18 protein-coding genes and 2 pseudogenes are annotated in these 25,591 nt (G+C 71.9%); 16 read left to right on the forward strand and 4 right to left on the reverse strand.

Annotated elements, in window-relative coordinates:
• Positions 1-35 precede the first annotated feature (35 nt).
• The 6 genes from mgtA (at position 36) to dmpI (ending at position 7,471) form a co-directional block, all read left to right on the forward strand.
• Entirely contained in the window at positions 36-2,768 is a 2,733-nt protein-coding gene (gene mgtA, locus AC4IJH_RS03255; protein ID WP_490849926.1) for a magnesium-translocating P-type ATPase, read from the forward strand.
• Positions 2,769-2,828: 60 nt separating this feature from the next.
• A complete protein-coding gene (locus tag AC4IJH_RS03260; RefSeq protein WP_490850038.1) occupies positions 2,829-3,629 on the forward strand; it encodes an MgtC/SapB family protein in 801 nt (266 codons plus the stop codon).
• Positions 3,630-3,696: 67 nt separating this feature from the next.
• A complete protein-coding gene (locus AC4IJH_RS03265; protein ID WP_490849927.1) occupies positions 3,697-4,830 on the forward strand; it encodes a winged helix DNA-binding domain-containing protein in 1,134 nt (377 codons plus the stop codon).
• Between the two features lie 34 nt (positions 4,831-4,864).
• Positions 4,865-6,061 carry a GNAT family N-acetyltransferase gene (locus AC4IJH_RS03270; RefSeq protein WP_490850039.1) on the forward strand — a complete coding sequence of 399 codons (1,197 nt, stop codon included), beginning with the start codon at positions 4,865-4,867 and terminating at the stop codon, positions 6,059-6,061.
• A gap of 173 nt (positions 6,062-6,234) precedes the next feature.
• On the forward strand, positions 6,235-7,173 hold the full coding sequence (locus AC4IJH_RS03275) for a LysR family transcriptional regulator (protein ID WP_490849928.1): 939 nt from the start codon (positions 6,235-6,237) through the stop codon (positions 7,171-7,173).
• A gap of 115 nt (positions 7,174-7,288) precedes the next feature.
• Complete coding sequence (dmpI, locus tag AC4IJH_RS03280; protein WP_490849929.1) at positions 7,289-7,471, forward strand: 4-oxalocrotonate tautomerase DmpI; 183 nt, start codon at positions 7,289-7,291, stop codon at positions 7,469-7,471.
• Between the two features lie 27 nt (positions 7,472-7,498).
• Here the strand turns inward: dmpI and AC4IJH_RS03285 are convergent, their stop codons facing one another.
• Positions 7,499-9,280 carry a protein-arginine deiminase family protein gene (locus AC4IJH_RS03285; protein ID WP_490849930.1) on the reverse strand — a complete coding sequence of 594 codons (1,782 nt, stop codon included), beginning with the start codon at positions 9,278-9,280 and terminating at the stop codon, positions 7,499-7,501.
• Between the two features lie 449 nt (positions 9,281-9,729).
• A complete protein-coding gene (locus tag AC4IJH_RS03290) occupies positions 9,730-10,560 on the reverse strand; it encodes a helix-turn-helix transcriptional regulator (protein ID WP_490850040.1) in 831 nt (276 codons plus the stop codon).
• A 99-nt stretch (positions 10,561-10,659) separates the two neighbouring features.
• On the opposite strand from AC4IJH_RS03290, the pseudogene AC4IJH_RS03295 reads away from it, so the two are divergent.
• The 7 genes and pseudogenes from AC4IJH_RS03295 to AC4IJH_RS03325 all read left to right on the forward strand — a co-directional run.
• Positions 10,660-11,298 (forward strand): annotated as a pseudogene (locus AC4IJH_RS03295) (AMP-binding protein); the annotation flags it as partial.
• Between the two features lie 391 nt (positions 11,299-11,689).
• Entirely contained in the window at positions 11,690-13,231 is a 1,542-nt protein-coding gene (locus AC4IJH_RS03300) for an AMP-binding protein (RefSeq protein ID WP_490849931.1), read from the forward strand.
• Between the two features lie 485 nt (positions 13,232-13,716).
• Complete coding sequence (locus AC4IJH_RS03305; RefSeq protein WP_490849932.1) at positions 13,717-14,916, forward strand: low temperature requirement protein A; 1,200 nt, start codon at positions 13,717-13,719, stop codon at positions 14,914-14,916.
• Between the two features lie 28 nt (positions 14,917-14,944).
• Positions 14,945-16,060: a low temperature requirement protein A gene (locus tag AC4IJH_RS03310; RefSeq protein WP_490849933.1), complete on the forward strand. Its 1,116-nt coding sequence runs from the start codon at positions 14,945-14,947 to the stop codon at positions 16,058-16,060.
• A 394-nt stretch (positions 16,061-16,454) separates the two neighbouring features.
• Positions 16,455-16,781, forward strand: coding sequence for a nuclear transport factor 2 family protein (locus AC4IJH_RS03315; RefSeq protein WP_490849934.1), 327 nt, complete (start codon positions 16,455-16,457; stop codon positions 16,779-16,781).
• Between the two features lie 187 nt (positions 16,782-16,968).
• Positions 16,969-17,715, forward strand: a complete 747-nt coding sequence (locus AC4IJH_RS03320; RefSeq protein WP_490849935.1) for a phosphotransferase family protein — start codon at positions 16,969-16,971, stop codon at positions 17,713-17,715.
• A gap of 284 nt (positions 17,716-17,999) precedes the next feature.
• Positions 18,000-19,343: an endonuclease domain-containing protein gene (locus AC4IJH_RS03325; RefSeq protein WP_490849936.1), complete on the forward strand. Its 1,344-nt coding sequence runs from the start codon at positions 18,000-18,002 to the stop codon at positions 19,341-19,343.
• 746 nt (positions 19,344-20,089) lie between these two features.
• On the opposite strand, the gene AC4IJH_RS03330 is transcribed toward AC4IJH_RS03325, so the two are convergent.
• Entirely contained in the window at positions 20,090-21,655 is a 1,566-nt protein-coding gene (locus tag AC4IJH_RS03330) for a C40 family peptidase (RefSeq protein WP_490849937.1), read from the reverse strand.
• Positions 21,656-21,773: 118 nt separating this feature from the next.
• Between AC4IJH_RS03330 and AC4IJH_RS03335 the strand changes: the two genes are divergently transcribed.
• From AC4IJH_RS03335 to AC4IJH_RS03345, 3 genes and pseudogenes are all read left to right on the forward strand, one after another.
• A complete protein-coding gene (locus tag AC4IJH_RS03335; RefSeq protein ID WP_490849938.1) occupies positions 21,774-22,397 on the forward strand; it encodes a hypothetical protein in 624 nt (207 codons plus the stop codon).
• 130 nt (positions 22,398-22,527) lie between these two features.
• Positions 22,528-22,875: pseudogene (locus AC4IJH_RS03340) on the forward strand (AMP-binding enzyme); the annotation flags it as partial.
• Positions 22,872-24,524, forward strand: coding sequence for an AMP-binding protein (locus tag AC4IJH_RS03345; protein WP_490849939.1), 1,653 nt, complete (start codon positions 22,872-22,874; stop codon positions 24,522-24,524). The pseudogene AC4IJH_RS03340 and the gene AC4IJH_RS03345, both read left to right, overlap by 4 nt.
• Before the next feature lie 141 nt (positions 24,525-24,665).
• Here the strand turns inward: AC4IJH_RS03345 and AC4IJH_RS03350 are convergent, their stop codons facing one another.
• The gene (locus AC4IJH_RS03350; RefSeq protein WP_490849940.1) at positions 24,666-25,577 is read right to left on the reverse strand and encodes an alpha/beta fold hydrolase; all 912 of its coding nucleotides are present in this window, start codon (positions 25,575-25,577) and stop codon (positions 24,666-24,668) included.
• Positions 25,578-25,591 lie beyond the last annotated feature (14 nt).

A 25,591-nucleotide genomic window follows, 5' to 3' on the forward strand; every position in this document is an offset into this window, starting at 1 on the left:
CCGTATGCCCGCCGCGCGCAGGGAGGTATTTCGTCATGACCGATCTGCTCACCCCCCAGAAGCTCGCTCCGCCGGGCCGCCGCCCGCGCCGCGACCGCAAGGCCGAGGAGCTGCAGACCCGCACCCGGGCCGTCGGCGCGCGACTGGCCGCCGTCAGCTCCCTCCCGGCGGCCCGCGTCCTGCAGGACGTCCGCTCCACCGCCGCGGGGCTGCGCCATCAGGACGCCGTGGACCGCCTGGAGCGCGACGGCGCCAACATCGTGGCCCACGAGCGCGCCCCGCGCTGGTACGCCCAGCTCGCCAGGGCGTTCTGGAACCCCTTCATCCTCATCCTGGCCGTCCTGGTCGTCGTCATGTACGCGCAGTGGCTCCAGGTCGCCGACGAGGAGCCCTTCGACCCCAAGATCCCCATCCTCGGCGCGATGGTGCTCATCAGCGGCCTGCTGCGGTTCTGGCAGGAGTACCGCTCCAGCAGCGCCGCCGCCGCGCTGCGCGCCCTGGTCACCACGACCTGCGCCGTACAGCGCCGCGCGGGCCACGGCGACGAGCCCACCACCGTCGAGATCCCGATGGCCAAGGTCGTCAAGGGCGACCTGGTCAAGCTGGCCGCCGGCGACCTCGTACCCGCCGACCTGCGACTGCTGGCCGCCAAGGACCTCATGGTCAGCCAGGCCGCGCTGTCCGGCGAGTCGCTGCCCGTCGCCAAGGCCGACTCCCGTACGCACGACTACGGGCAGCACACCACCAGCGACCCCGTCGAGGCCGACAACCTCGTCCTGATGGGCACCTCCGTCACCTCCGGCACCGCCACCGGCGTGGTCGTGGCCACCGGTTCGGACACCTACTTCGGCTCCATGGCCGGGTCCCTGGTCGGCGAGCGCCCCGAGACCAGCTTCGACGCGGGCGTGAAGAAGGTCAGCTTCCTGCTGATCCGCTTCATGCTGGTCATGGTGCCCCTGGTCTTCGCGATCAACGGCTTCACCAAGGGCGACTGGGCCGAGGCCTTCACCTTCGCCGTCGCGGTCGCGGTGGGCCTGACCCCCGAGATGCTGCCGATGGTGGTCACCACCAACCTGGCCCGGGGCGCGGTCGCCATGTCCAGGCGCAAGGTCGTGGTCAAGCGCCTGAACGCCATTCAGAACCTGGGCGCCATGGACGTGCTGTGCACGGACAAGACCGGCACGCTCACCGAGGACCGCATCGTCCTGGACCGCTACCTGGACGTCCGCGGCCAGGAGGACAGCGAGGTCCTGGAGTACGCCTACCTCAACAGCCACTTCCAGACCGGGCTGCGCAACCTGATGGACCAGGCCGTCATCGACCGGATGCACGAGGCCGAGGAGGTTGTCGTCGACGCGCGTTTCACGATGGTCGACGAGATCCCCTTCGACTTCGCCCGCCGGCGGATGTCGGTGGTGCTGGGCCGCAACGACCTGAGCGGGCCCGCCACCGAGCACACTCTGATCACCAAGGGCGCCGTCGAGGAGGTCCTCGGCCTGTGCACGCACCTGACCGACCGCGGCCGCCGCGTCGCACTGACCGACGCGCTGCGCGAGCAGGCCGTACTGACCGCCGAGAACCACAACCGCCAGGGCCTGCGGGTGCTGGCCGTGGCGATGCGTACGCTGCCCGCCGACAAGGACGCCTACACCGTCGCCGACGAGGCGGAGCTGACCCTGATCGGCTTCCTCGCCTTCCTGGACCCGCCGAAGCAGGACGCCGCGCAGGCGCTGCGCGCGCTCGCCGACAACGGCATCGCGGTCAAGGTGGTCACCGGCGACAACGAACTGGTCGCCGCCCGGGTCTGCGCGGACGTCGGCATCGACGTGGGCCGCGTCGTCACCGGCACCATGATCGACGGCCTGGACGAGGAGGAGCTGCGCGCACTGGTCCGCGCCACCACGGTGTTCGCCAAGGCCAACCCCGTACAGAAGGCCCGGATCGTGCGCGCGCTGCAGGCCGAGGGGCACACCGTCGGCTTCCTCGGCGACGGCATCAACGACGCGGCGGCGCTGCGCGACGCGGACGTGGGCATCTCCGTGGACACGGCCGTGGACATCGCCAAGGAGTCCGCCGACATCATCCTGCTGGAGAAGGACCTGATGGTCCTGGAGCAGGGCGTCATCCAGGGCCGGCAGACCTTCGGCAACACCATCAAGTACATCAAGATGACGGCCTCCTCCAACTTCGGGAACGTCTTCTCGGTGCTGGTGGCCTCCGCCTTCATCCCCTTCCAGCCGATGCTGGCCATGCAGCTGCTCGTACAGAACCTCGCGTACGACATCTCGCAGCTGGCCACGCCCTGGGACCGGATGGACAAGGAGTACCTGCGCAGGCCCCGCAAGTGGGACGCCAAGGGCATCGGCCGCTTCATGCTGGTGCTCGGCCCGACCAGCTCGATCTTCGACATCACCACCTTCCTGCTGATGTGGCACGTCTTCGGGGCCAACTCCGAGGCGCACCAGGCGCTGTTCCAGTCCGGCTGGTTCGTGGAGGGGCTGCTGACCCAGACGCTGGTCGTGCACATGCTGCGCACCCGCAAGATCCCGTTCGTGCAGTCCCGGGCCACCGCGCCCGTCCTGCTCATGACGGCCGTGGTGATGGCCTTCGGCATCGCCCTGCCGTTCTCGCCGCTGGCGTCGGTGCTGGGCATGCAGCCGCTGCCGATCGGCTACTTCCCGTGGCTGGCCGGGACGCTGCTGGCGTACTGCCTGCTCACCCAGGGCGTGAAGACCTGGTACATCCGCCGGTTCAACACCTGGCTGTGACCGGCCGATAGCACGGGAGGAAATCAAGGACAAGGGGAGCAGGGGATACGGATCATGGTCATCGTCAACGAGTGGCAGATGGCGGGCAACATCGCCGCCGGGCTGGGCTTCGGGGCGGTCATCGGCCTGGAGCGGCAGTGGCGGGCCCGCATGGCGGGGCTGCGCACCAACGCGCTGGTCGCGGCCGGGTCGGCGCTGTTCGTCCTGCTGTCCACCTACGGGTTCGCGGACGCCACCAGCACCACCGGCTACGACGGCTCACGCGTGGCGGCACAGATCGTCTCCGGCATCGGCTTCCTCGGCGCCGGCGTGATCATGCGCGACGGGCTGAGCGTCCGCGGCCTGAACACCGCCGCCACGCTGTGGTGTTCGGCCGCGGTCGGGGCCCTGGCGGGCACCGGCCTGTACGTGATGGCCGGGCTGGGCACCGCTGCCGTGGTCGGCGCCAACCTGCTGCTGCGCCCGCTGGGCCGGCGCATGGACCGCGAGCCGCGCGGCGGCGCCGAGATCGCCACCGACTACTACTTCCAGGCGGTGTGCACCGAGGCGGAGGAGGCCCACATCCGGGCGCTGGTCGTCCAGGCCGTCGCCCGGCCGGGCTTTCGGCTGCGGGCCGTGCACAGCCGCGACGCGGAGGAGGAGGGGAAGGTCACCGTTGCCGCGGAGCTCACCACCGAGCGCCGCGACGACAGCCTTCTCGAAGAGGCCGTCAGCAGGCTGTCGTTGGAACCGGCCGTCTCCGCGGTCAGCTGGACCGTCGTGGACAGCCGGGACGACGGCGACGACGACTACGCCGAGGACGCGCCGGCCCGCCGCCGGGTGCGGGACTTCTTCACCGGGCCCGGGGGAGGGCGCCGCTGAACCACCCCGCCCGGATGCGACCCCTTGCGGATAGAAGCTGTCCGCAAGGGGCTCTAGCGTTGCGGCCATGACGCAGCCGGCCACCGCACCCGTCCTGACCACCCGCGCCCTCAACCGCGCGACCCTGGAGCGCCAACTGCTGCTGCGCCGCGCGCAGATGACACCGCTGCGGGCGGTCGAGCACCTGGTGGGCCTCCAGGCGCAGGCGCCGACCCCGCCCTATTACGCCCTGGCCGCCCGGCTCGCCGGCTTCCGGCCGCAGCAGCTCTCGCAGGAGCTCCAGGCGCGGCGGGCCGTACGGATCTCCGTGATGCGCTCGACCATCCACCTGGTCAGCGCCGAGGACGCCCTCGTCCTGCGCCCGCTGACCCGTTCCGTGCACGAACGCACCCTGCGCGGCAGCTTCGGCAGGCAGCTGGCGGGGGTGGATGTGGACCGGCTCACCGAGCGGGCGCGCGAGCTGGTCCAGGAGCGCCCGCTGACCCCCGCGCGGCTCGGGGAACTGCTCCAGCAGGAGTGGCCGCGGCACGAGCGGTGGCCGCTGGCCATGGCCGCCCGCCAGCTGCTGCCGCTGGTCCAGGTCACCCCGCGCGCCCTGTGGGGCCGCAGCGCGACCGCCGCGCACACCACCGTTGAGGCCTGGCTGGGACGGGAGGAGGCGAGCGCGCCGGACGTGGCGCCGGTCCTGCTGCGCTACCTGGCCGCCTTCGGCCCCGCCTCCGTGAAGGACATGCAGATCTGGTCCGGGCTGACCCGGCTGCGCGAGGTGATCGACGTACTGCGGCCCCGGCTGCGCACGTTCCGCGACGAGCGGGGCGTGGAGCTCTTCGACCTGCCCGACGCGCCGCTGCCGGACCCGGAGACCGAGGCGCCGGTCCGCTTCCTGTCGGAGTTCGACAACGTCTGCCTCTCCTACGCGGACCGCGCCCGCATCGTCGACCCCGCGCACGCGGACCGTACCGCGCACAAGAACGTCTCCTACCGCGTGCTGCTGCTGGACGGGTTCGTCGCCGGGCTGTGGCGGGTGGAGAGCGGCAAGGGTACGGCGGTGCTGACCGTCGAACTGTTCGGGAAGGTGCCGGCGGCGCGGCGCACCGCGCTGGAGGCGGAGGCCGCCACGGTGCTGGAGACGGCCGCGCCGGGAGCCTCGTGGGACATCCGCTACGCGCCGGTGCACGCGGCCGCCGGAAAATCGGTATGACGGCTCCTGGGCGCGGAGTTAGCGTCCTTGTGTGATGGACATCCGTGACATCCCCGAAGCCCATATCGACCGGGCACTGGACCTTTGCTACCTGGCCTTCCACGAGAAGACCGAGGACAAGACCCGCAAGCGCCACCACGAACTGCTGCTGAACTGCGCGCGGGTGGGCGCCTACGACGGCCAGCAGCTGGTCGGCCTGACCGTCGGACACCCCTTCCAGCTGTCGGTCCCCGGCGGCGAACTCCCCTGCGCGGGGCTTGACTTCGTCGCCGTCGCCCCCACCCACCGGCGCCGCGGCGCGCTCAGCGGCATGCTGGACGGGCTGTGGCGCCGCTGCGCCGAGGCGGGACAGCCGCTGGCCTGCCTGTGGGCGTCGGAGGCGGCGATCTACGGCCGCTTCGGCTTCGGCCCCGGCACCGAGGCGTACACCGTCGAGATCGACTCCAGCAAGCCGCTCGCCCTGCGCATCGAGCCCGACGAGCGCCCGCTGCGGCTGGTCCCGCCGCAGGAGGCGCCCGGGCTGATCGCGCCGCTGTACGACGCGAGCCGCGCCCGGCGCGGCGGGCGCAACGCCCGCGACCTGGACTGGTGGCGCCAGGAGGTGCTGTCCGAGGGCGGCGAGGACAACGACGGCGTACCGCGCGTGGCCGTCCTCGGCGACCCGGGCGCGGCGCCCGACGGCTACGTCATCTACGGCGTCCAGGAGAACGGCACCGTCCACGTCGACGAGCTGGAGGCCCGTACCCCGGCCGTCGCCGCGGCCCTGTGGCGCTATCTGGCCTCCATCGACCTCTCCAAGAAGGTGCGGGCCTGGGCCCGGCCGGTGGACGACCCGCTGCAGTACTTCGCCGCCGACCGCGACCAGGTGCGGGTCACCGGCCAGTACCCCGCGCTGTGGATCCGGCTGGTGGACGTGCGCGCCGCCCTGACGGCCCGCTCCTGGGCCGCGCCGGCCGACCTCGTCCTGGAGGTGAGCGACGCGGCGCTGCCCGCCAACGCCGGCCGCTTCCGCCTGACGGTCACCCCCGGCGGCGCCACCTATGAGCCGACCGCCGAGCCCGCCGATGTCGCCCTGGACGTACGGGAGTTGGCCTCGGTTTACCTCGGTGCCACCCCGCTGCGCCACCTCGTGCGCGCCGGGCTGGTGACAGAGCTGACCCCGGGCGCCGTCCGGGCCCTGGACACCGCCTTGGAGACGGAGCTGGCGCCCTTTACGGGCGAGGACTACTGAGCCGCGGTCGCGCAAGGGGCGCGGGGACTGTGCGACCAGCCCCCACCGGCCTGTGGATGCACGACCGCACTCCCGGCGCAGCGCTCCGCAGGACGTACGGTACGTCGAGTGGATCATGTGTGCGGGGCATGGGCGCACACCGGCGGACCGGTACGGAACGGGGAGGGGCTCACGTGGAGCTGCGGCAGGTGCGGTACTTCGTCACGGTCGCGCAGGAGCTGCACTTCGGGCGGGCGGCCGAGCGGCTGCACATCGTGCAGTCCGCGGTCAGCCAGCAGATCCGGCGCCTGGAGCGGGAGCTGGGCACCGAGCTGTTCGACCGCTCCGCGCGCCGGGTGCGGCTGACCGCGGTCGGCGAGCGGTTCCTGCCCGAGGCCCGCGCACTGCTGGACGCCGAGGGACGGGCCCGCGCCGTCGTCGCGGGCCTGGTCGGCACCCGCAGCGGCACGCTGCGCCTGGGCACCAGTACGGGCCTGGGCGAGCACCTGGACCGCGTCCTGGACGGCTTCGCCGAACGCGCCCCGGACATCGGCGTGGAGCTGGTGTCCGCACCGGCCCGCGAGCGGCTGGAGCGGGTGGCGGCCGGGGAGCTGGACGCCGCGTTCGTACGGGGCGGGGTCCCGGCCGGGCACGTGGAGGGGCTCCGGCTGGTGCCCCTGTGGCAGGACCCGCTCGTCGCCGTCCTGCCGGCCCGCCACCCCCTCGCCGACGGCGCCGAGGTCGCACTGCAGGACCTCGCCGCCGTCCCGCTGCGGCTGATCGCGCGCCGCGGCAACCCCGCGCTGGTCGACCTGGTCGTCACCGCCTGCCACGACGCCGGGTTCGAGCCCGTACCGGGGCCGCCGGGCGGCTCGCTCCAGGACAACCTGGCCGCCATCGGCACCGGCGGCGCCACCGACCCGACCTGGACGGTCGTCTACGCCTCGCACGCCCGCGGCCTGCGCTCGCCCCGGGTGGCCTTCCTCCCCTTCCGTTCCCCCGGTCTGGAACTCACCACCTCCCTGGCCGTGCACCGCACCTCACCGCCCGCCTGCCTCGACCGCCTCCTGGCGGCCTGCACACCGCCCCAAGGCGGTGCGCCCGCCCGCGCCGAGGACGATCTCGTTTCGTGATCGCTGTGTGCGCGATCCGCTTCTTGGTCGCGCGGGCCGGATCCGGTGGACTGAGGGCATGCCGGTGAGCGGCCCGGAAACGCCGGGAAGCCGCCGCGGAAAAGGGAGTTGCACCATGCCCACGGTCACCGTCCAGCAGGGTCCGCGCAGCGTCGAGCTCAAGCGGGAGCTGGTCCGCCAGATCACCGACGCCTTCGTGGACGCGTACAAGATCCCCGCCGAGACCGTGACGGTCTGGATCCAGGAGACCCCGGCCGACAGCTGGGGCGCGGCGGGCACGCTGACCGCCGACAAGTAGCCGGCGGCGGGCGCGCCCCGGTGAGGGCTACGGGGTGATCTCGCGCAGCGCGTTGGTCGCGCAGTGCACCTCGCCGCCGCTCAGATGCGCCCAGGAGAAGTCCTCAACCCACCGCACCCGCACGCCGTTCGCGGTCAGCCGGCGCTCGGCCTCGTCCTGGAACAGGTCGCGCCCGGCGACCCGCGGACCGTGCGGGAGCGGGGCGGCGAAGTCGCGGGCGGTCAGCGAGAGCCCGTTGGCCAGCGCGGGGGAGAAGGCGATGTGCCGCCCGCCCGCCTCGGGCAGCCGGTAGTAGAGCACCGGCAGCCGCACCAGCTCGCCCGCCGTCAGCCCGGTCTCCCGCAGCAGCACCCGCACCTGCCGGTCGATATGGCGCGCGGCGTCCGCGCTGTCGCCCTTCGCCGCGTCGTAGCGCAGGAACTCCTCGACGGTCGGCTTGTCGTCGGCCACCGTGTCGGCGAACAGCCGCTGTGAGCCCTGGCCCGCCTTCTGCGCCCGCCGGAGCAGTTCGATGGCCATCCGCGGATCGGAGACCGCGAGCGTCCAGCCGCGCGCGTTGTCGGCGCGTACGACATGCACGGTCTCGTCGGCGTGCCCCACCATCAGCCAGGACGTGTCGATGACCACCGGCCGCTGCTGCCCCTGTGCCCACAGCATCTTCACGAACGAGGGATCGGGGCGGCGCGCGGCCGAACTGCCGTACACCACCCGGCCCTTGGGAAAGCCCGCGTACGGCGGCAGCGACTCGAAGTTGCCGGTGAAGTTCTGCAGCTCGTCCACGCTCTTGTCGCGCCGGGTGGTGTACTGCTGGACCACACCGACCCCGGGGCCGCGCAGGTCCTTGAACAGCAGCCGCCCGGCCCGCCGCAGGCTCGCGCTCCTGCCGTCCTCGGATTTCCAGTAGTTGGGCGAGCGCAGCAGGATGCGCATCGTGTGCGCGCCGCCCGGCGCGGGCCTGCTGACATAAGCGGGCTCGACGATGTCCTGCCGCCAGATGTCCTTCCACCACTGGGCCCCGCCCGGCTGGAAGCGCAGCTCGCGATCGGGCAGCCCGGCCGCCCTGGCCGCCGCGCGCAGCGTACGGGCGAACTCGGGCCACTGGCCGGGCGGCCGGGTGGCCGCCGGGACCTCGGCGGGCTGCCCCTCGCCCGGCCCGGGCGCCGCGGCGAAGACGTGCCGGGCCCGCTGCAGATCGTTCTGCAGGAGCACGGGCGCCACCCGCATCCCCAGGCGCGTACGGGCGGTGTGCCCGCGGTCGGTGACGGACAGTGAGACCTCCACCCGGCCGTCCCAGCGAGCCCGGTCCCGCACGATGTCCCGCCCCTCGACGGCCAGTTGCACCCCGCGGCGCAGCTCGCGCGCGCTCAGCCGTCCGTCGCCGCCCAGCGACACATAGCGGCCGTCCCGCCGCACGAAGACGCGGACGTACGGGCGCTGCGCCGGGGGCACCGACACCCGGGCGCTGGCGCCCTGCCCGACGCGCGCCGGCGGCACCCGCAGCGGCGTGAGGTCCTTGGCGTCCTCGGCGCCGTTGACGACCTCGTCCGCCGCGTCGTTGCACGCCGCCAGCCGCTCGTCCACGGCCACGTCCAGCCGGTCCAGGTCGCCGGGCCGCAGGGTGCAGCGCCGGCTGTCGTCGTCGAGGTTGGGCAGAATGACCGTGCCCTGCGGGGCCTGGAGCACGGGCTCCGGTCGCGGGTCGGCGACGGCGCTCGCGGGCGTCAGCACGCCGGCCGCCACCGCGGTACAGGTCAGTGCGGCCAGTACGGCCCGCCGCGCGGTGCGCCGGCGATCGTCAGGGGCGTTCATCGGAGCCTTCCGGGGTCGGGGACTTCGCTCTGCGACCACTGTCCCCTCCCCGGCTCCCCACCGCCTCCTGCCCCGGGCCGACTCGGGGTGGATCTTTTGGCGCAGTGAGGGTGGAGAACGTCTCCACCCGGCCAGGGGCCCGGGCCCCTGGCCGGGGCGCGGGGAACCGCGCGACCGGCCACGACGAGCCCGCAGCCGACACACCACGGACGACACACCGCGGGACGACGCTCCGCAGTCCCAGCGGAGCGTCACGGCAGCACCCCCGCCCGTCGCGCCGCCGTCACCGCCTGCATCCGCGTGTGCGCCCCAACTTGCGCGGGACGATGCTCCGCAGTCCCAGCGGAGCGTCACGGCAGCACCCCCGCCCGCCGCGCCGCCGTCACCGCCTGCATCCGCGTGTGCGCCCCAACTTGCGCGGGACGATGCTCCGCAGACTCAGCGGAGCGTCACGGCAGCACCCCCGCCCGCCGCGCCGCCGTCACCGCCTGCATCCGCGTGTGCGCCCCCAACTTGCGCATGGCGGACCGCAGATAGCCCTTGACCGTCTCCGGACGCAGCCCCAGCCGCTGCGCCACCTCCGCGTTCGTCGCGCCCGCCGCCACCCACGCCAGCACGTCCACCTCGCGCGGCGACAGCGCCGTACTCCCGGAGGCCGTACGGCCCGGCGAGGACGCCGTCGCCAGCCTGCCGCACACCGCCAGCATCTCCTGCCGCAGCAGCGGATCGCTCACCCGCTGCGCCAGCGCCCGCAGTTCGGCGTGCGCGTCGCGCACCTCCTCCCACATCGCCGGGTCCGCGACGGTCGGCTGACGCGCCACCGACAGCAGCCGGCGCACCTCGTCCTGTACGGCCAGGGCCTGTTCCAGCTCCCTGGCCGCATCCAGGGCCGCCGACAGCGGCCGGTCGCCGAGCTGGAGCGGCCGGCGCAGTGCCCCGTACAGCACCCCGCGCACCCTGCGCCGTACGACCACCGGCACCGCGACCACCGACCGCAGCCCCTCGGCCGCCACCGCCGCGTCGTACTCGTGGCTGATGACGGGCGAGGAGGGGTAGTCCGTGACCGCCAAGGGCCGGGCCCTGGCGGCCACCTTGCCGCCCAGCCCGCTGCCGGACTCGACGCGCAGCCCGCGCAGCGCGGCCGTGGCCGTCCCGCTCAGCTCGCTGATGCGGTAGCGCCCGGTCCCCGCCGACAGCCCGCCGAAGGCCACCGGCAGCCCGCTGCCGCGCCGCAGCCGCAGCAGCGCCGCCCGCACTTCCTCGCACTCGCCCGGCTCCATGGGCACCTCGAAACCTCCGCTTCCCCCCGTCCGGGGGTGGTGAGAGACGCGCCACTGATTACACGATGTGCACCAGGGGTGCGGCAACGAGGAGGACACATGGCGGACGCGACGGGCACGAGCGGGGCCACCGGAGAGTTCCGGGCGGCCAGGGACTCTCTGCTGGGGCACCGCGAGGACTACGGAGCGTCCCGGCAGGGCTTCGCCTGGCCCCGCCCCGCGCACTTCAACCGGGCGCTGGACTGGTTCGACCCGATGGCCGAGGGCACCGCCCGCACCGCCCTGCACATCGTCGAGGAGGACGGCAGCGAGCCGCGCCGCACCTTCGAGGAGCTGCGGCGGCGCTCGGCACACGTCGCCAACTGGCTGGCCGCACAGGGCGTGCGGGCCGGCGACCGCATCGTGGTCATGCTCGGCAACCAGGTCGAGCTGTGGGAGACCGCGCTGGCCGCCATGAAGCCGCGCGCCGTGGTCATCCCGGCCACCCCGCTGCTGGGCCCGGCCGACCTCGCCGGCCGGGTGGCGCGCGGACGGGCCCGCCAGGTGCTCGTACGGGCCGAGGACACCGGCAAGTTCGCGGACGTACCGGGCGACTACCCCCGGGTCGCGGTGGGCGGCGCCCCGCAGGGCCGGATCGCGTACGAGGAGTCCCACCACAGCCCCGAGGTGTACGCGGCCGACGGGCCCACCCCCGCCGACGAGACCCTGATGCCCTACTTCACCTCCGGCACCACCGCCTCCATGGGCCGCCCCACCCCCGGCTACCACGGCGAACCGGAGCGCACCGCCGAGGCGATGGCCGGCGGCTACTACCGCACCGGCGACATCGGCTCCCGCGACAGCGACGGCTGCATCACCTACATCGGGCGCGCCCACGACGTCTTGATGACGTCAAGATCAGGGGGCTCTTCTTTCCCATTGCGGCTGGCGGCCTGACCCACGATCGCCGCCGACCGCCGCACGACATCACCGTTTCACCTGGCCAGGCCGCTGGGCAGGTACCCCTCGCACCCCCTGCCCGAGCGCCCCGAAGCACCGGACGGACCGCCACCCGCCCCGAGCCACCAGAGAACACCGTGACCACCCTTTCCCTCCTCGCCCCCCTTCCCACCTTCTTACGGAGCAAGCCATGCGTATCCCGATGACCGTCGCGGACTTCCTCGATCGCGCAGAGCTGGGGTTCGCCTCCAGTACCGGTGTGGTCGACGAGCCGGTGCAGCCCGCCCCGCCGGTCCCCGATGTGACGTACGGCCGACTCGGCGAGCGGGTACGGGCGTGGCAGGCGGGGCTGGACGCACTCGGCGTCGGCGAGGGCGAGCGGGTGGCGGTGGTCAGCCACAACTCCACCCGCCTCCTTGAGCTGTTGTTCGCCGTGCCGATGAGCGGCCGGATCTGCGTACCGGTCAACTTCCGCCTCAAACCGGAAGAGGCCGATTACGTCGTGCAGCAGAGTGGCGCCTCCGTCCTGCTCGTCGACCCGGAACTGGACGACGCGCTGTCAGGCGTCAAGGCCCGCCACCGCTTCGTCCTCGGCGAGCAGACCGAGAGCGAACTGATGCGCTTCGGCATCGACCCCCGCCCCTGGTCCAACCCGGACGAGGACGCCACCGCGACCATCAACTACACCTCGGGAACCACCGCCCGCCCCAAGGGAGTTCAGCTCACCCACCGCAACATCTGGGTCAACGGCCTCACCTTCGGCCTGCACGCCCGCGTCTGGGAACGCGACGTCTACATGCACACGCTGCCGATGTTCCACTGCAACGGCTGGGGCATGCCGTACGTCATGGCCGGACTGGGCGTCAAGCAAGTGGTGCTGCGCAAGGTCGACGGCGCGGAGATCCTGCGTCGGGTCGACGAACACGGCGTCACCCTCATGTGCGGCGCCCCCGCCGTATGGAACGCGGTCCTGGATGCGGCGGCCACCTGGGAGGGCGAGATCCCCGGCCGTGACCGGGTGCGCGTCATCTGCGCGGGCGCCCCGCCGCCCACCCGGACCATCCAGCGCATGGACGAGGAACTGGGCTGGGAATTCACCCAGATCTACGGCCTGACCGAGACCTCCCCGCTCCTCACGTTCAACCGCACCCGGCCCGCCGACGCGCACCTGCCCGCCGAGGAGCGCGCCCGCAAGCTGTCCCGCGCCGGCCTGCCCGCCCTCGGCGTCAAGCTCAAAGAATCCGAGTCCGGCGAGATCCTGGCCCGCTCGAACGTCGTCCTCGACGGCTACTGGGACAAGCCGGAGGAGACCGAAGCGGCCCTGCAGGACGGCTGGTTCCACACCGGCGACGGCGGCACCTTCGACGCCACCGACGGTCATCTGACGATCTCCGACCGCAAGAAGGACGTCATCATCACCGGCGGCGAGAACGTCTCCTCCATCGAGGTCGAGGACACCATCTTCAGTCACCCGGCCGTCGCCGAGGTCGCCGTGATCGGCGTCCCGCACGAGAAGTGGGGCGAGACCATCAAGGCCCTCGTCGTCCTCGCCGAAGGAGCCACGGCCCAGGAGGCCGACATCATCGCCCACTGCAAGCGGCGCATCGCCGGCTACAAGGCCCCGACGAGCGTCGAGTTCCGCACCGCCATCCCCCGCACCGCCACCGGCAAGATCCAGAAGTTCAAGCTCCGCCGGCCGTACTGGTCCGGCCGCGACCGAGAGATCAACTGACCGCTGGCCTCCCCGTACGTGAAGCCGGATACGCACGCGAGGGCACCGACAGTCCGGGGCAGTTGCCTGTCTGGGGGAGTGGCCTGCATGAAGGAGTGGCCTACATGAGGCAGTCGCCTACTGCGCACATGCAGGTCTTGCAGGTCTTACGGCCTGGTCCGGCGGAAGGTGGCGGTGCCCGCGCCGGTCGGGGCGCGGATGCCCCGGCGCCGATGTCCTGTGCGCCTGGTAGGCCGCGGGGCGCTCCGGTGGCGTGAGCGGATGGTCAGGGCGAGGCTGTGAGAGGTGGCAGGGGCCGGCTACGCAGGCCGGGTCCTGCCGTCCCCGACCTGCGTAGCCGGCCCGGCGGTGCGTAGTCGGCCCGGCGGATGGAGGCTGTCGACGCGCCCCGCCGGGCTGTGGCTCTCGCCCGCCGCCCTGCTCTTTCCGGAGGCGCTCGTGACCGCCCAGTTCATCATCCCTGCCCTATCCAGCTGGCTGCGATCATGACCGCCCAGCACACCGGACGACGCCTGCTCAGGGACCGGGCAGAAGGCGGTGCTCCCGAGGTGGGAGCCATCGAGCTGTTCTTCGACCTCGTCTACGTCTTCACCGTCATCCAGCTGTCGCACTTCCTGCTCGCGCACCTCACGGGCGAAGGAGCGGCACAGACCGCGGTGCTGTTCCTGGCGGTGTGGTGGGGGTGGAACTACACCGCCTGGGCGATGAACTGGCTCAACCCCGACAGCGGCGTGGTCCGGCTGCTCACAGTGGCCCTGATGCTGCTCGGTCTGGGCATGGCCGTGGCCCTGCCCGAGGCATTCGGTTCGGACGGCATGCTGTTCGCCGCCTCCTACATGGGCCTGCAGCTGCTGCGTACCGCCTTCATGGTGGTGGCCTGCCGCGGCCAGGTGCTCGGCGGGAACTACGCCAGGATGCTGTGCTGGACGGCCTTCGCGGGCGTCTTCTGGATCGCCGGGGCGTTCGCCCCTGAGGAGCACCGCCTGTGGTGGTGGCTGGCGGCGGTGGTGATCGACTACGGGGCACCGATGATCGACTTCGCCGTACCCGGATTCGGTGCGGCCCCGATGCACACCTGGCCGCTGCACCGCGAGCATCTGGCCGAGCGCAACCGGCTGGTGTTCATCATCGCGCTCGGCGAGTCCATCCTGATCATGGGGTTCACCCTGGACGAGGTCGAGCTGACGGGTCCGGTCGTCGCCGCGACCGTCATCGGCTTCGCCACTTTGGTGCTGCTGTGGTGGAACTATTTCGGCTTTCGCATCCAGGCGGCACAGGAGCGGGAAGCGGACCCCGAGGGGGCCTTGCAGACCGCCATCGCCCGCTCCGGCTACGCCTACGCCCACGCTGCAATGATCGCGGGCGCGATCGTGGTGGCCGTCTCCATCGAGCAGGTCACCCTGCACCCCACCGGACACGTCGAGCCCGAGGTCATCTGGTGCGTGGTCGGCGGCCCCGTCCTCTACCTCCTCGGAAACCTCCTCTACATCCGTGCCCGGACCGGCGTCCTCGCCTCCTCGCGGCTGGTGGCCATCGCCGTCCTGGTCCTGCTCGGTGTTTTTGCCGGGCTGACCGACGTACTGAGCCCCCTCGCTCTCGCCGCAGCCACGACCGCCTGCCTGCTCGGCCTGGCCGCCACGATGCGCACCATTCGCGGGGGCGGCCATGACGCCACGGCCGGCTGACCGGGGCGGGACGCCTTGGCACCGCCGGATGCGGCCCCGGGAACCGTCGGAACCCCGCGGCCAGACCGCGCTGGAGCTGCTGTTCGACCTCGCGTTCTCCGCGGCGTCCGGCTTCGCCGCCGTGCAGTTCGCCAAGGAGCTGTCCGATGCGGGGACGGCCGCACAGTCCGCGGAAGGGCTTCTCAAGTTCGCGATGGTCTTCTTCGCCATCTGGTGGGCCTGGGTCGCCTACAGCAGATTCTCCTCCGCCTACGACACCGACGACGGTGTGACCTGGGCCGTCACCACGCTCCAGATCATCGGAGCCTGCGTGCTCGCCGCCGGGGTCCCCCGCGCCTTCGCCCAGGGCCACTTCACCGTCATCACCATCGGGTACGCCGTCATGCGGATCCCGCTCGCCGCGCAGTGGTTGCGCGCCGCCGCGGCGGACCCACTGCGGCGCGCGACGTGCCGGCGGTTCGCCGCCTGCCTGCTGCTGCTCCAAGCGGGATGGGGCGCACGGCTCGCGCTGCCCGACTCCTGGCAGCTGCCGGCCTTCCTGCTCCTTGCCGCAGGCGAGCTCGCCGCGCCGCTGTGGGCCGAACGCCGCGGCGCGCCGCCGGTCAACCCCGCCCACTTCGCGGGGCGCCATCTCCGCTTCACCCTCACCGTGGCCGCCCAGACGGTGGCCGCGACGATCTGGACCGTGCAGCAGAGCCTGGACGACACCGGACGGCGCGGCACGCTGCTCGCCGTGGCCGTACTGTCCGTGGGCACCGTCATGTGCCTGGTCTGGCTCTACCGCGGCATGCCGCACGCGCGGCTGGTGGCGCAGCGGTGGAGAGGGTGGACCTACGGGCACTACGTGTTCCTCGGCGCCCTGTGCGCCGTCGGCTCGGGCGTGCGCTTCCTCGCGGACCGGGCGGGTGTGCCCGGCGCCACAGACCACGCGGCCGTACCTCTGGCCCTGGCCGTCACCGTCGCCCTGCTGGCCCTGTGGGCCACGTGCGCGCTGCCCTCCGCCGAGGCCCCTGCCCTGCGCTATCCCGGCGCAGCCGCAGTGACCGTAGCGGTCTCCATGACCGTGGCACAGCCTGTATGGGCCACCACAGCGCTCGTCGCAGCACTCCTCGCCCTGTCATGGCCGCCCCGCCGCACCCAGTGACCGGTGCGGAACGTGGGGCCCGGGGGCGCCGTGCCGCCCCTGGCTACGGATACGGGCATCACAGCGAGACCGAGACAGGGCCACGGTCCCCGGCACCCTTTCGGCTCTGCTGCGCTGGCCGCCCCTGGAGGAAGACACGGACGATGACGGCATGTCCCTGAACGACGATCCGGCAGGGCTCGGGAGACGGAACGCCGCCCTCTCATCCCCGCGGGGCGCCCGCCGCCTCCTGCTGCGCTGCACCGCCGCGGTCGCTGCGGTCGGCCTCGCCGCCGGAGTCACCGCATGCGGCGGCTCCGGCAATGACAAGAGCAGTACGCAGAGCAGCACCAGCGCGTCCCCTTCCGCCTCCGCCTCCGCCTCCGCCTCCGCTTCCAAAGAAGGTCAATCCTCCATGGCTGCCACCGACACCCCCGCCCCTGTTCAGCGCGCCCTCGACGCTGCCAACAACGGTGACACCGACGCCTTCCTTGCTGCCTTCACCGCCGACGGCGCTGTCGACGACTGGGGCCGGGAGTTCCGCGGCCGCGACGCCATCCGGCGCTGGAGCGACGACGAGTTCATCGGCAAGGACGTCACCCTGAAGGTCACCGGCGTCCGCACCCAGGCCGACACCACCACCGTCAGCGCCCAGGTGGGCGGCAAAGGCTTCAACGGCCCCTCCGACTTCGCCTTCACCGTCGACGGCGACCGCATCTCCCTGATGCGCATCACCGGCTGATCCCATGACGCTGCCGCGGTTCCTCGGATTGCCCGGCGCAAGAACTCCTAACAAAAGTGGTGGGCTCGACCTCGTCAGAGGCCGGTGTCGGGCACGGGGCCGCCGGGTAGCGGGACGCGGTCAGCCGCGTAATCGCACGTGATAAACCCGGCGACGTCGACGATCATCCCCGGGATACTGGTCGCCCATGGATGAGGTCAAAGTCGTCGTCGCCCATTCCGAGCGCGCCACTCTGCGCGTCGGCGACGTGTTCTTGAAGGTGGACGCCGATCAGGCGCGCATCGACGTCGAGGTCGAGGCGATGTCCCGCGCGCCGGTCCCGACCCCGGAGGTCCTGTGGCGCAAGCCGCCCGTGCTCGCGATCGCCGCACTCCCGGGGACGACGCTGGGGCGCCTCGGCGGGCCGTCGACCGGGTCGCCGGCGGCGTGGGCCGCGGCGGGCGCCGCCATCCGGAAGCTGCACGAAGCGCCCCTGCCGCCCCTGCCGGGCCGGGCCGGGCGGAGCACCGTCGCGCTGGCGGCGGAACTCGACGACGAGTGCGAGTTGCTCGTGACGAACGGTCTCCTGCCCGCCGACCTGGTCACCCGCAACCGCCAGGTCGCCGAGGCCGCGCTGCGGCCGTGGACTCCGGCGTTCACCCACGGCGACCTGCAGATCGCGCACGTCTTCGTCGACGGCGACGAGGTCACCGGCATCATCGACTGGTCCGAGGCGGGCCAGGGGGATGCCCTGTACGACCTCGCCACCTTCACGCTCGGACACGAGGAGCACCTCGACGACGTCATCGCCGGCTATGGCACCGACATCGACCTCGACGTGATCCACGCGTGGTGGTCGTTGCGAAGCCTGCTGGCGGTTCGCTGGCTGATCGAGCACGGCTTCGACCCCTTCGCGCCGGGCTGTGAGGTCGACGTGCTGAGATCCCGGATGTGAGGCCGCGCGGGCCCGACTGCTACGCATGCGTTCTGACGCATCGAGCAGGCCACCCCCTGGGGCGATCGTCCGCCCTTACTGACTGTGTTGCTCCATTCGTCCGGGCTCGGGGACCGCTGATGTGCGAGGGCGGCTTGCCCGGTTCTTGACGTTGTGGTGGTGAGGCTGCGGGCACGGAAGGTGCTGGCGAACAGCTGCTCAGGAACAGGGAGTTGCGGGAGTCGGCCCGGCTGGCGAGGTGCTTGGAGATCCGTTGCCGCGGTGCAGGTCGTTAGCCTGTCGGCATGTCAGATCGTGTCATGCCCGGTCGTACGGACGGCCTGATCACCCTGGATGCCGCGGACGCTCTGTGGGTCGCTTTGACGGCCGACAGCGCTGTGCCGACGGCTCCTGGGGCATTCACCCACCCTCCTGCCCACGCCCGGGTGAGGTACGTCCTGCTCGGCAGCCATGTGGTGCCGACGGCGAGGGCGAGCGGCGGTCAGTGGAGTGTTCCGGAGGCTGAGGTGCGCCGGGCGGCCGCGGAACTGAACGCGGTGGCGATGGACCGGCAGGACCTGGTCCGCATCGGTCCGTTTCGTGGGGCGCCGAGGCAGGAGCGCAACGAGGAAACGCCGCTGCGTTGGCGCCAGCGCATCGTGGGGGAACTGCAGGAGCCGGGCGGCCCCGGGCAGGCAGCGCGGCATGCAGCCGCCCGACCGTACCCCCTGGCGGGCATCGACTGGCGGCAGATCCTCGTGGAGCGGACCCGCGACGGGGCGCAGCGCACCTGGTGGCTGCCGCGCGCTGTGGTCAGGCTGCTGGATGCGGCCGAGCACGCCGAAACGCAATGGGTGCACACCGCGCGCAGACGCCGGCCAAGCCCAGCCGCCACCGAGCCGCCCTCCCACCCCCGGCCGGCCCCGGACGCCGGCGGCCGGCAGCCGACGAACCCCGAGGGCCCCACCGCCGCACTGCGCCCGTACAACAACGAGCTGGCAGGCCAGCTGTACTCGGTGCTCAGCAGGAAGCCCGGTACCGCCCGCAAGGTGGCCGGGTGGGCGTGCGCCGTCTGCCGCACCGCGCCCGCCACCGTCCTCGACCACTGCCACGAACACGGCTACGTCCGCGCCCCCGTCTGCCAGTCCTGCAACACACAGGAACGCCCCGACCACCTGTACAGCAACGACATCCGCGTGGCGAACCGCTACACACGCCTCTTCCGCACCGACACCGACGACTGGCTTCGCCACTGGCACCGCTGCCCCGGCTGTCGCGCACGCACCACCCTGCCCCTGCCGCACCTCGCCGCATGGACCGCCTCCATAGCCTGCCGATCGCTGCGCCCGACCCACCGCGCCCCCGGCGGGCGCAAGCCCTGCGGTGTCCTGCGCGTGTCCTGGACGGGCAGTCAACAGGCGCCCCGCTCCTGCCTGTTCACCGTCGCCGTCGACTTCTGCCCCTCCGGCGAGCACCGAGTCCTGGCGCAAGTCCCCTACCGCGAAGCCGCCGAGCGGTTTCGCCTCTGGCTGGCCGAGACGACCCCAGCCGTGGCCGCCGCGGCCGGTCCTGACCGCCTGGACGGCCTCCCTGCCCAGTCCCGGCCAGTCATCGCCGACACCAGCGGCGAGGGCCTGGCCCTGTTCTGAGCGGACACCGGGCGACCCGACACCCCAACGCCACCTCGCAGTTGCCGACCCCCGACACGGTCACCCCGCACGCCCCAGCGACATGCGCAGCAGAGTTCCAACTCCCGGCACAGTGCGGTGCGGAGGCATCAGCAGCACTTATGAGGGCCGAAGGTGACGAACGCGTGGTGGATGTCGTCGCGGACCCAGCGGGTGCGCAGGCGGCGGCATCGGTGCAGCAGTGCGATCGCTCTTTCCACGCCCCAGCGGAGTCGTTACGTCCCACGCGATTCATCGGCCACGACCATGGACGCTCGCTTCGTCCCCCAAGTCAAGCGGCTCTCCAAAGACGCTTTGCGCAGATCGTGACGGTGCTCGAACTCCCTGGCAAGGAAGCCGCCCCTATGAAGCACCGCGTTGGGTGTTCGTGTCGATGTTCTCTACGAGGGTTTGCTCGTAGGAAATACGTCGTTGGAGCGGGGGCGGGCCGTCGCCTTGAGCGGCCTTCCTCCCGACTACCTGGCCCGTTTCCTGGAGAAGTAGAAGCAGGCGATGATTCCGGGGCCGGCGCCGATGGCGCAGAGCGCAGCCATCTTCCATTGCCCCAGTGCTGCCGCTGCAACGACGAGCAGAGTCATTAGCGCGGCGTAGCCTAGAAGTAGACCTCTCATCGCCCTTCCGGGCATCCATTCCTGCATTGGCCCTCCCCATCACTGCCAGTGCGGAAGTGCGGGGATGCCCTGTTTGCCGGGCATCCCCGCAGGGGGTCAGTTTCGAAGACCTATGACGGTGAAGAGCCCGCCGATGACTCCCACGGCACCTCCGATGGCAGTCCCGGCGATGTAGAGGCCGACGTGGTGGATGTTGCCGGGGCGGCCGAAGAAGACGAGGTCGCCGGGGAGCAGGGGCTGGCCGCAGGGGACTTGGGGCGTGGCGTTGTACTGGTCTTCGGCGACGCGGGGGAGGCGGATGCCTGCGGTGGCGTAGGCGGCTTGGGTGAGGCCGGAGCAATCGAAGCCGCCTTCGTGGGGGCCATCGCCGCCCCAGAGGTAGGGGGTGCCGATCTGGGAACGGGCGAAGGTGATGGCCCGGAGTACGGTCGGGGCAGCGGCCGCACCGGTGTGGCTGTGGTTGTACTGGAAGACGGCTCGGTTGAGGTCTTTGCCGCCGCGGGCGATGTTGGTGCAGAGCATGCGGGCGGCGGCGTGGACGGCGTTGACCGGGTCCCAGGGGGTGGGCGGGTTCTTCCCGCTGAGCGGGACCGGGTACGCGTACGCCGCGTAGGTGCTCGGCAGGAACTGCATGGGGCCGACGGCGCCGGCCTCGGAGCGCATCGTGGGGTGGCGGCCGTGGTCGGTTTCGGCCTTGCCGATCGCGGCGAGGACGGTCCAGTCAAGGCCGGGGCAGGTGGGGGCGGCCTGTTGGTAGAGGGCGAGCATGCGGGGCGGGATGTTGCTGCGGGCGGCGGCGCTGGCTGTGCTGCCGCCGGTGAGGAAGCCGGTGAACGAGGACCGGAGAGCTTCTCGGCGACGGCGCGGACTTCGGCGGCGTGCGCGGGGTCGAAGCGGCCTGTGGTGGTGCGGGAGGGCTGGTGGGTGAGCCAGTCCAGCACTCCGGCCAGGCGGCTGGCGGCCTGACCGGCCTTCGCTCACCGGGCGGCGCGCGCAGCGCGGCGCAGCCGGGCCCCGGCTGCGGGGGCGGGCCAGCAGTTGGACGCAGGCCGCCTCGCTCTTGCTCAGGCCGACGGCGGCGCCCAGGAGCGCACGGAGCGGGGCGGCGCTATGGCGGGTTTCCAGCGGGAGGATCTGCGGGTGGGCCAGGCGCAAACGGCCACCGGTCATCTGGCGCCGCGTACCCGAGAGTTCGGCGAGGGGCGGTATGGCGGGGCGGGTGGTGGTGTGGGCGCCGGGCCAGGCGGCCTCGATCGCCCGGCGCACCAGGGCTTCGGGTACGCACTGCGGGACCCACATGCTGACCGTCAGCTGTTCGGGCTGCCAGGCGAATTCGAAGGCCAGATGCGGCTGCTCGCCGAACGCCCGACGCCACCACGGCCGTACGAGGCCGGCCAGATTCGCCCACAGCGCCTCACCCCCGGAGGGGTCGGCCTGCGGCGGGGCCAGGATGACGATCTGGCGCGCACCGGCCGCCAGCGCCCGGCGGTGGGCTTGCCGCAGAACCGTCCGCAGTAACAGCCAAGCGGGCACCAGTACGGCAACAACGGCCCACGGTCGGCCGTGCACGAGCAATGCATGGCCGAAACCGGACAGGGCACCCATCGGATCGACCAGGAAGTCCCCCAGCGGCGAGCTGTCGGCAATGGATGGGGTGGTCATGCCACCCACTCCTCGTCCCCGATGTCGTCTGGCACCTGAGCGGTGGCGAGGGAGTCGGTGGCCTCCAGGCCAGTGGTGAGTTGGCCTTGGCGAGGCGGGCCGGGTGGATGTGGATTGCGTGGCGAGGGTCGCTGAGCTGGAGAAGCAGGTGGTCGCTCATGATGCGGCGATCTCGGCGGTTGTCGTGGTGGCCGCGAAGCAGGCGGATGCCCGGGCGGCCATCGAGCAGGCGGTTCTGACGTTGACCGAGGAGCGGGAGCAGACCTGTCAGCTTTTGGAGGAGACGAGGAGGTGGGAGGAGGAGAGCGGGCGGGCGGTGCAGTGGGGCCGTGGCCTCCGGGAACTGGCCACGATGGCGCGCCATCGCCTGCACGGGAGGGATCTGGGGGAGCAGGTCGAGGCGATGGGCCTCTTGGATATTCGGGTCACGATTCTGGGGGAGGTTCGGCGGAAGACGCGGTGTGATGACGGGATCAGTGCGTGGTTCCGGGAGCGAGAGCGCTGTGTGCCGGTGTTGACGGACGGAGCGTGGGCGCGCGTTGAGGCGATCTTCGCGGGCCGGAAAGGTAGGCGTTGCAAGGACGGCCGGGGCATGCATGGGCGCCATGCTGCAGAAGGCGAGTACGGGGTGTGCGTGGGACGCGCTGCCGTTTCCGCGCGGGAGCCTCGCGAGGTCGTGGCAGCACTGGCTGGCCACGGGTTTGTGGGGGCGGCTCATGGACGAGTCGGACGAGTTGGATGAGTTGGATGAGTTGGACGGGATGCCGGGGGAGCGGCTCGCGGAGGGAGGGGGCGTGCTGCCGCCGCTTGAGGTGCGGGGGCGGGGCGGTCCGCGGCTGTTGGTGTTGCTGGATCCGCCGGCCGCTGGTGGCGACGGGTTCAAGGCATCCGACTACAAGATCTCGCCGTTTGAGCTGGAGAGCGCGCTGCTGGAGCACGCGGCGGTTGCCGAGGCCGCGGTCGTCCCGGCGTCCGATCCGCTGCGGCTGGCCGTGCCCAAGGCGTACGTGGTGCCGGCCGAGGGCTGGGAGCCGGGCCCGGCGACCGGCAAACTTCTCTTCGAACACTCCCGCGAGGTCCTGGCGCCCTGCAAGCGGGTACGCCCTCTGGAGTTCGCCGAGCTGCCCAAGACCGTCTCGGGCAAGATCCGCCGTATCGAACTGCGCGAGCGCACCGCCAACGGGGGCGCCGACGAGTACCGGGAGGAAGACCACCGATGAGCCAGCCACCAGGGGCACTGTCGTACGAGAGCGGGGCCGGTGAGCGCCCGCTGCTCGGCCACACCATCGGAGCCGATCTGGACCTGACCGTGGAGCGGTTCGGGGACCGCGAGGCGCTGGTCGACGTGCCCAGCGGGCGGCGCTGGACGTACGCCGAGTTCGGCCGTGCCGTCGACGAGGTCGCGCTCGGCCTGCTCGCCAAGGGCGTCACCAAGGGCGACCGGGTGGGCATCTGGTCGCCCAACTGCCCGGAGTGGGTGCTCGTCCAGTACGCCACCGCCCGCATCGGCGCCATCATGGTCAACATCAACCCGGCCTACCGGGTGCACGAGCTGGCGTACGTCCTCAAGCAGGCCGGCATCGAGGTGCTGGTCTCGGCGACCGAGTACAAGACCACCTGCTACCGGCGGATGATCGAGCAGGTGCGCGCCGAGAGCCCCGCGCTGCGCGACGTGGTCTACATCGACGACCCGACCTGGGAAGGGCTGCTGGCCGCCGGTGCGGCCGTGCCCGCCGGCCGGCTCGCCGAGTGTGCGGCGCAGCTGTCCGCCGACGACCCGGTCAACATCCAGTACACCTCCGGTACGACGGGCTTTCCCAAGGGCGCCACCCTCTCCCACCACAACATCCTCAACAACGGCTACTGGGTGGGCGAGACGGTCGGCTACACCGAGGCCGACCGGATCTGTCTGCCGGTGCCCTTCTACCACTGCTTCGGCATGGTGATGGGCAACCTCGGCGCCACCTCGCACGGGGCCTGCGTCGTCATCCCCGCCCCGACCTTCGACGCCGCCGCCACCCTGCGCGCCGTACAGGACGAGCGCTGCACCTCCCTGTACGGCGTGCCGACGATGTTCATCGCCGAACTGGGCCTGCCCGACTTCGCCTCCTACGACCTGTCCTCGCTGCGCACCGGCATCATGGCGGGCTCGCCCTGCCCGGTGGAGGTGATGAAGCGGGTGGTCGGCGAGATGCACATGGCCGAGGTCTCCATCTGCTACGGCATGACCGAGACCTCGCCGGTCTCCACCCAGACCCGCCGCGAGGACGATCTGGCGCACCGCACCGGGACGGTGGGGCGGGTGCTGCCGCACATCGAGGTCAAGGTCGTGGACCCGGTCAGCGGGCGGACCCTGCCGCGTGGCGAGCCCGGCGAGCTGTGCACCCGCGGCTACAGCGTGATGCTCGGCTACTGGGAGGAGCCGGAGCGCACGTCCGAGGCCATCGACGCGGCCCGCTGGATGCACACCGGCGACCTCGCGGTGATGAACCAGGACGGCTATCTGCGGATCGTCGGCCGCATCAAGGACATGATCATCCGGGGCGGCGAGAACGTCTATCCGCGCGAGATCGAGGAGTTCCTGCACACCCACCCCAAGGTCGCCGATGTGCAGGTCGTCGGGGTCCCGGACGAGAAGTACGGCGAGGAGATCGCCGCCTGTGTCATCCTGCGCGACGCGCGGGACACCCTGACCCGCGACGAGCTGGCCCGCTACTGCCGCTCCCGCCTGGCCCACTACAAGGTGCCGCGCTACGTCCATGTCGTGGACGCCTTCCCCATGACGGTCAGCGGCAAGGTCAGGAAGGTCGAACTGCGCGAGCAGCTGGCCGCGGCACTGGCGGAGCAGGCGTCCCTCGCCCAGCCGTAGGGCCTGTCGTCCAAGCCCCGTCTGGCTGGCGGCCTGTCGTCCGAGTCCCGTCTGCCTGGCGACGCCCGGCACGGCACCTCGCCGCGGCGGCCGTATATGCAGGGGCTTCAACTTCCCCGCATATACGGCCACGTGGGGGTGTCAGTCCAGGAACGCCGCCATCTCCCGGATCACCGTCTGCGGCCGCTCGTCCGGTACGTAGTGCCCGCTGCCCTCGACCTTCACCACCCGCACCTGGCGCCCCTTGCCCTCCATCTGCTGCTTCTGGAGCGCATAGGCGCCCTCGCCCGACAGCACCAGCAGCGGCGCGGCGAGCGGCCCGTAGGTCTTCTCGTCGGCGATGTCCTGCGGCATGGTCTGGTACCAGCCGTTGCTCGCGCGGATGGCGTCGGGGGAGTCGTAGGCGCGGGCGTAGACCTCGCGGTCGTGCTCGTCGATGGAGGCCTGGTCGGCCAGCATGTAGCCGAAGAGCCAGTCGATCAGCGGGCGGGTGCGGCCGGCCAGCAGGATCTCCGGCAGCCCGCGCAGCTGGTTGAAGGCGTACCACCAGGTGTACGCGCCCGGCTCGATCCGGCCCCGCGCCATGCTCTCCACCTGGCCGCCGAGGCGGGGGAGCATGGCCTGCTCGTACCAGCTCTCGTCGGGCAGCCCCATGTCCATCATGACCACCTTGCGGGTGGCCTCGGGGTGGTTGGCGGCGAAGTGGTACGCGAGGGAGGCGCCGATGTCGTGGCCCGCGATGTCGACGGTGGAGTGGCCCAGGTGGCGGGCGAGTCCGAGGATGTCCCGGGCCATCGTCTTCTTGTCGTAGCCGTCCGCGGGCTTGTCCGAGCCGCCCATGCCGCGCAGGTCCACGGCGATGACGCGGCGGTGCCGGGCGAGCGCCGGCATGATCTTGTGGAACTGCCACCAGGTCTGCGGCCAGCCGCCCAGCAGGATCAGCGGGTCGCCCTGTCCGCCCGCCACGTAGTGCAGGCGTACGCCGTTGACCTCGGCGTAGCGGCTGGTGAAGTCGCCCTCCAGGGAGCGGGCCAGCTCGGCGTCGGTCGTCATGTCAACTCCTGTGT

It is taken from the genome of Streptomyces sp. UF-297 (assembly GCF_058245575.1).

What these genes read in the sequence shown, in the direction of transcription:
- mgtA (WP_490849926.1), top strand. Translation starts at nt 36, where the DNA reads ATGACCGATCTGCTCACCCCCCAGAAGCTCGCTCCGCCGGGCCGCCGC.
- AC4IJH_RS03265 (WP_490849927.1), top strand. Translation starts at nt 3,697, where the DNA reads ATGACGCAGCCGGCCACCGCACCCGTCCTGACCACCCGCGCCCTCAAC.
- AC4IJH_RS03270 (WP_490850039.1), top strand. Translation starts at nt 4,865, where the DNA reads ATGGACATCCGTGACATCCCCGAAGCCCATATCGACCGGGCACTGGAC.
- dmpI (WP_490849929.1), top strand. Translation starts at nt 7,289, where the DNA reads ATGCCCACGGTCACCGTCCAGCAGGGTCCGCGCAGCGTCGAGCTCAAG.
- AC4IJH_RS03285 (WP_490849930.1), bottom strand. Translation starts at nt 9,280, where the DNA reads ATGAACGCCCCTGACGATCGCCGGCGCACCGCGCGGCGGGCCGTACTG.
- AC4IJH_RS03290 (WP_490850040.1), bottom strand. Translation starts at nt 10,560, where the DNA reads ATGGAGCCGGGCGAGTGCGAGGAAGTGCGGGCGGCGCTGCTGCGGCTG.
- AC4IJH_RS03300 (WP_490849931.1), top strand. Translation starts at nt 11,690, where the DNA reads ATGCGTATCCCGATGACCGTCGCGGACTTCCTCGATCGCGCAGAGCTG.
- AC4IJH_RS03305 (WP_490849932.1), top strand. Translation starts at nt 13,717, where the DNA reads ATGACCGCCCAGCACACCGGACGACGCCTGCTCAGGGACCGGGCAGAA.
- AC4IJH_RS03310 (WP_490849933.1), top strand. Translation starts at nt 14,945, where the DNA reads ATGCGGCCCCGGGAACCGTCGGAACCCCGCGGCCAGACCGCGCTGGAG.
- AC4IJH_RS03315 (WP_490849934.1), top strand. Translation starts at nt 16,455, where the DNA reads ATGGCTGCCACCGACACCCCCGCCCCTGTTCAGCGCGCCCTCGACGCT.
- AC4IJH_RS03320 (WP_490849935.1), top strand. Translation starts at nt 16,969, where the DNA reads ATGGATGAGGTCAAAGTCGTCGTCGCCCATTCCGAGCGCGCCACTCTG.
- AC4IJH_RS03325 (WP_490849936.1), top strand. Translation starts at nt 18,000, where the DNA reads ATGTCAGATCGTGTCATGCCCGGTCGTACGGACGGCCTGATCACCCTG.
- AC4IJH_RS03330 (WP_490849937.1), bottom strand. Translation starts at nt 21,655, where the DNA reads ATGACCACCCCATCCATTGCCGACAGCTCGCCGCTGGGGGACTTCCTG.
- AC4IJH_RS03345 (WP_490849939.1), top strand. Translation starts at nt 22,872, where the DNA reads ATGAGCCAGCCACCAGGGGCACTGTCGTACGAGAGCGGGGCCGGTGAG.
- AC4IJH_RS03350 (WP_490849940.1), bottom strand. Translation starts at nt 25,577, where the DNA reads ATGACGACCGACGCCGAGCTGGCCCGCTCCCTGGAGGGCGACTTCACC.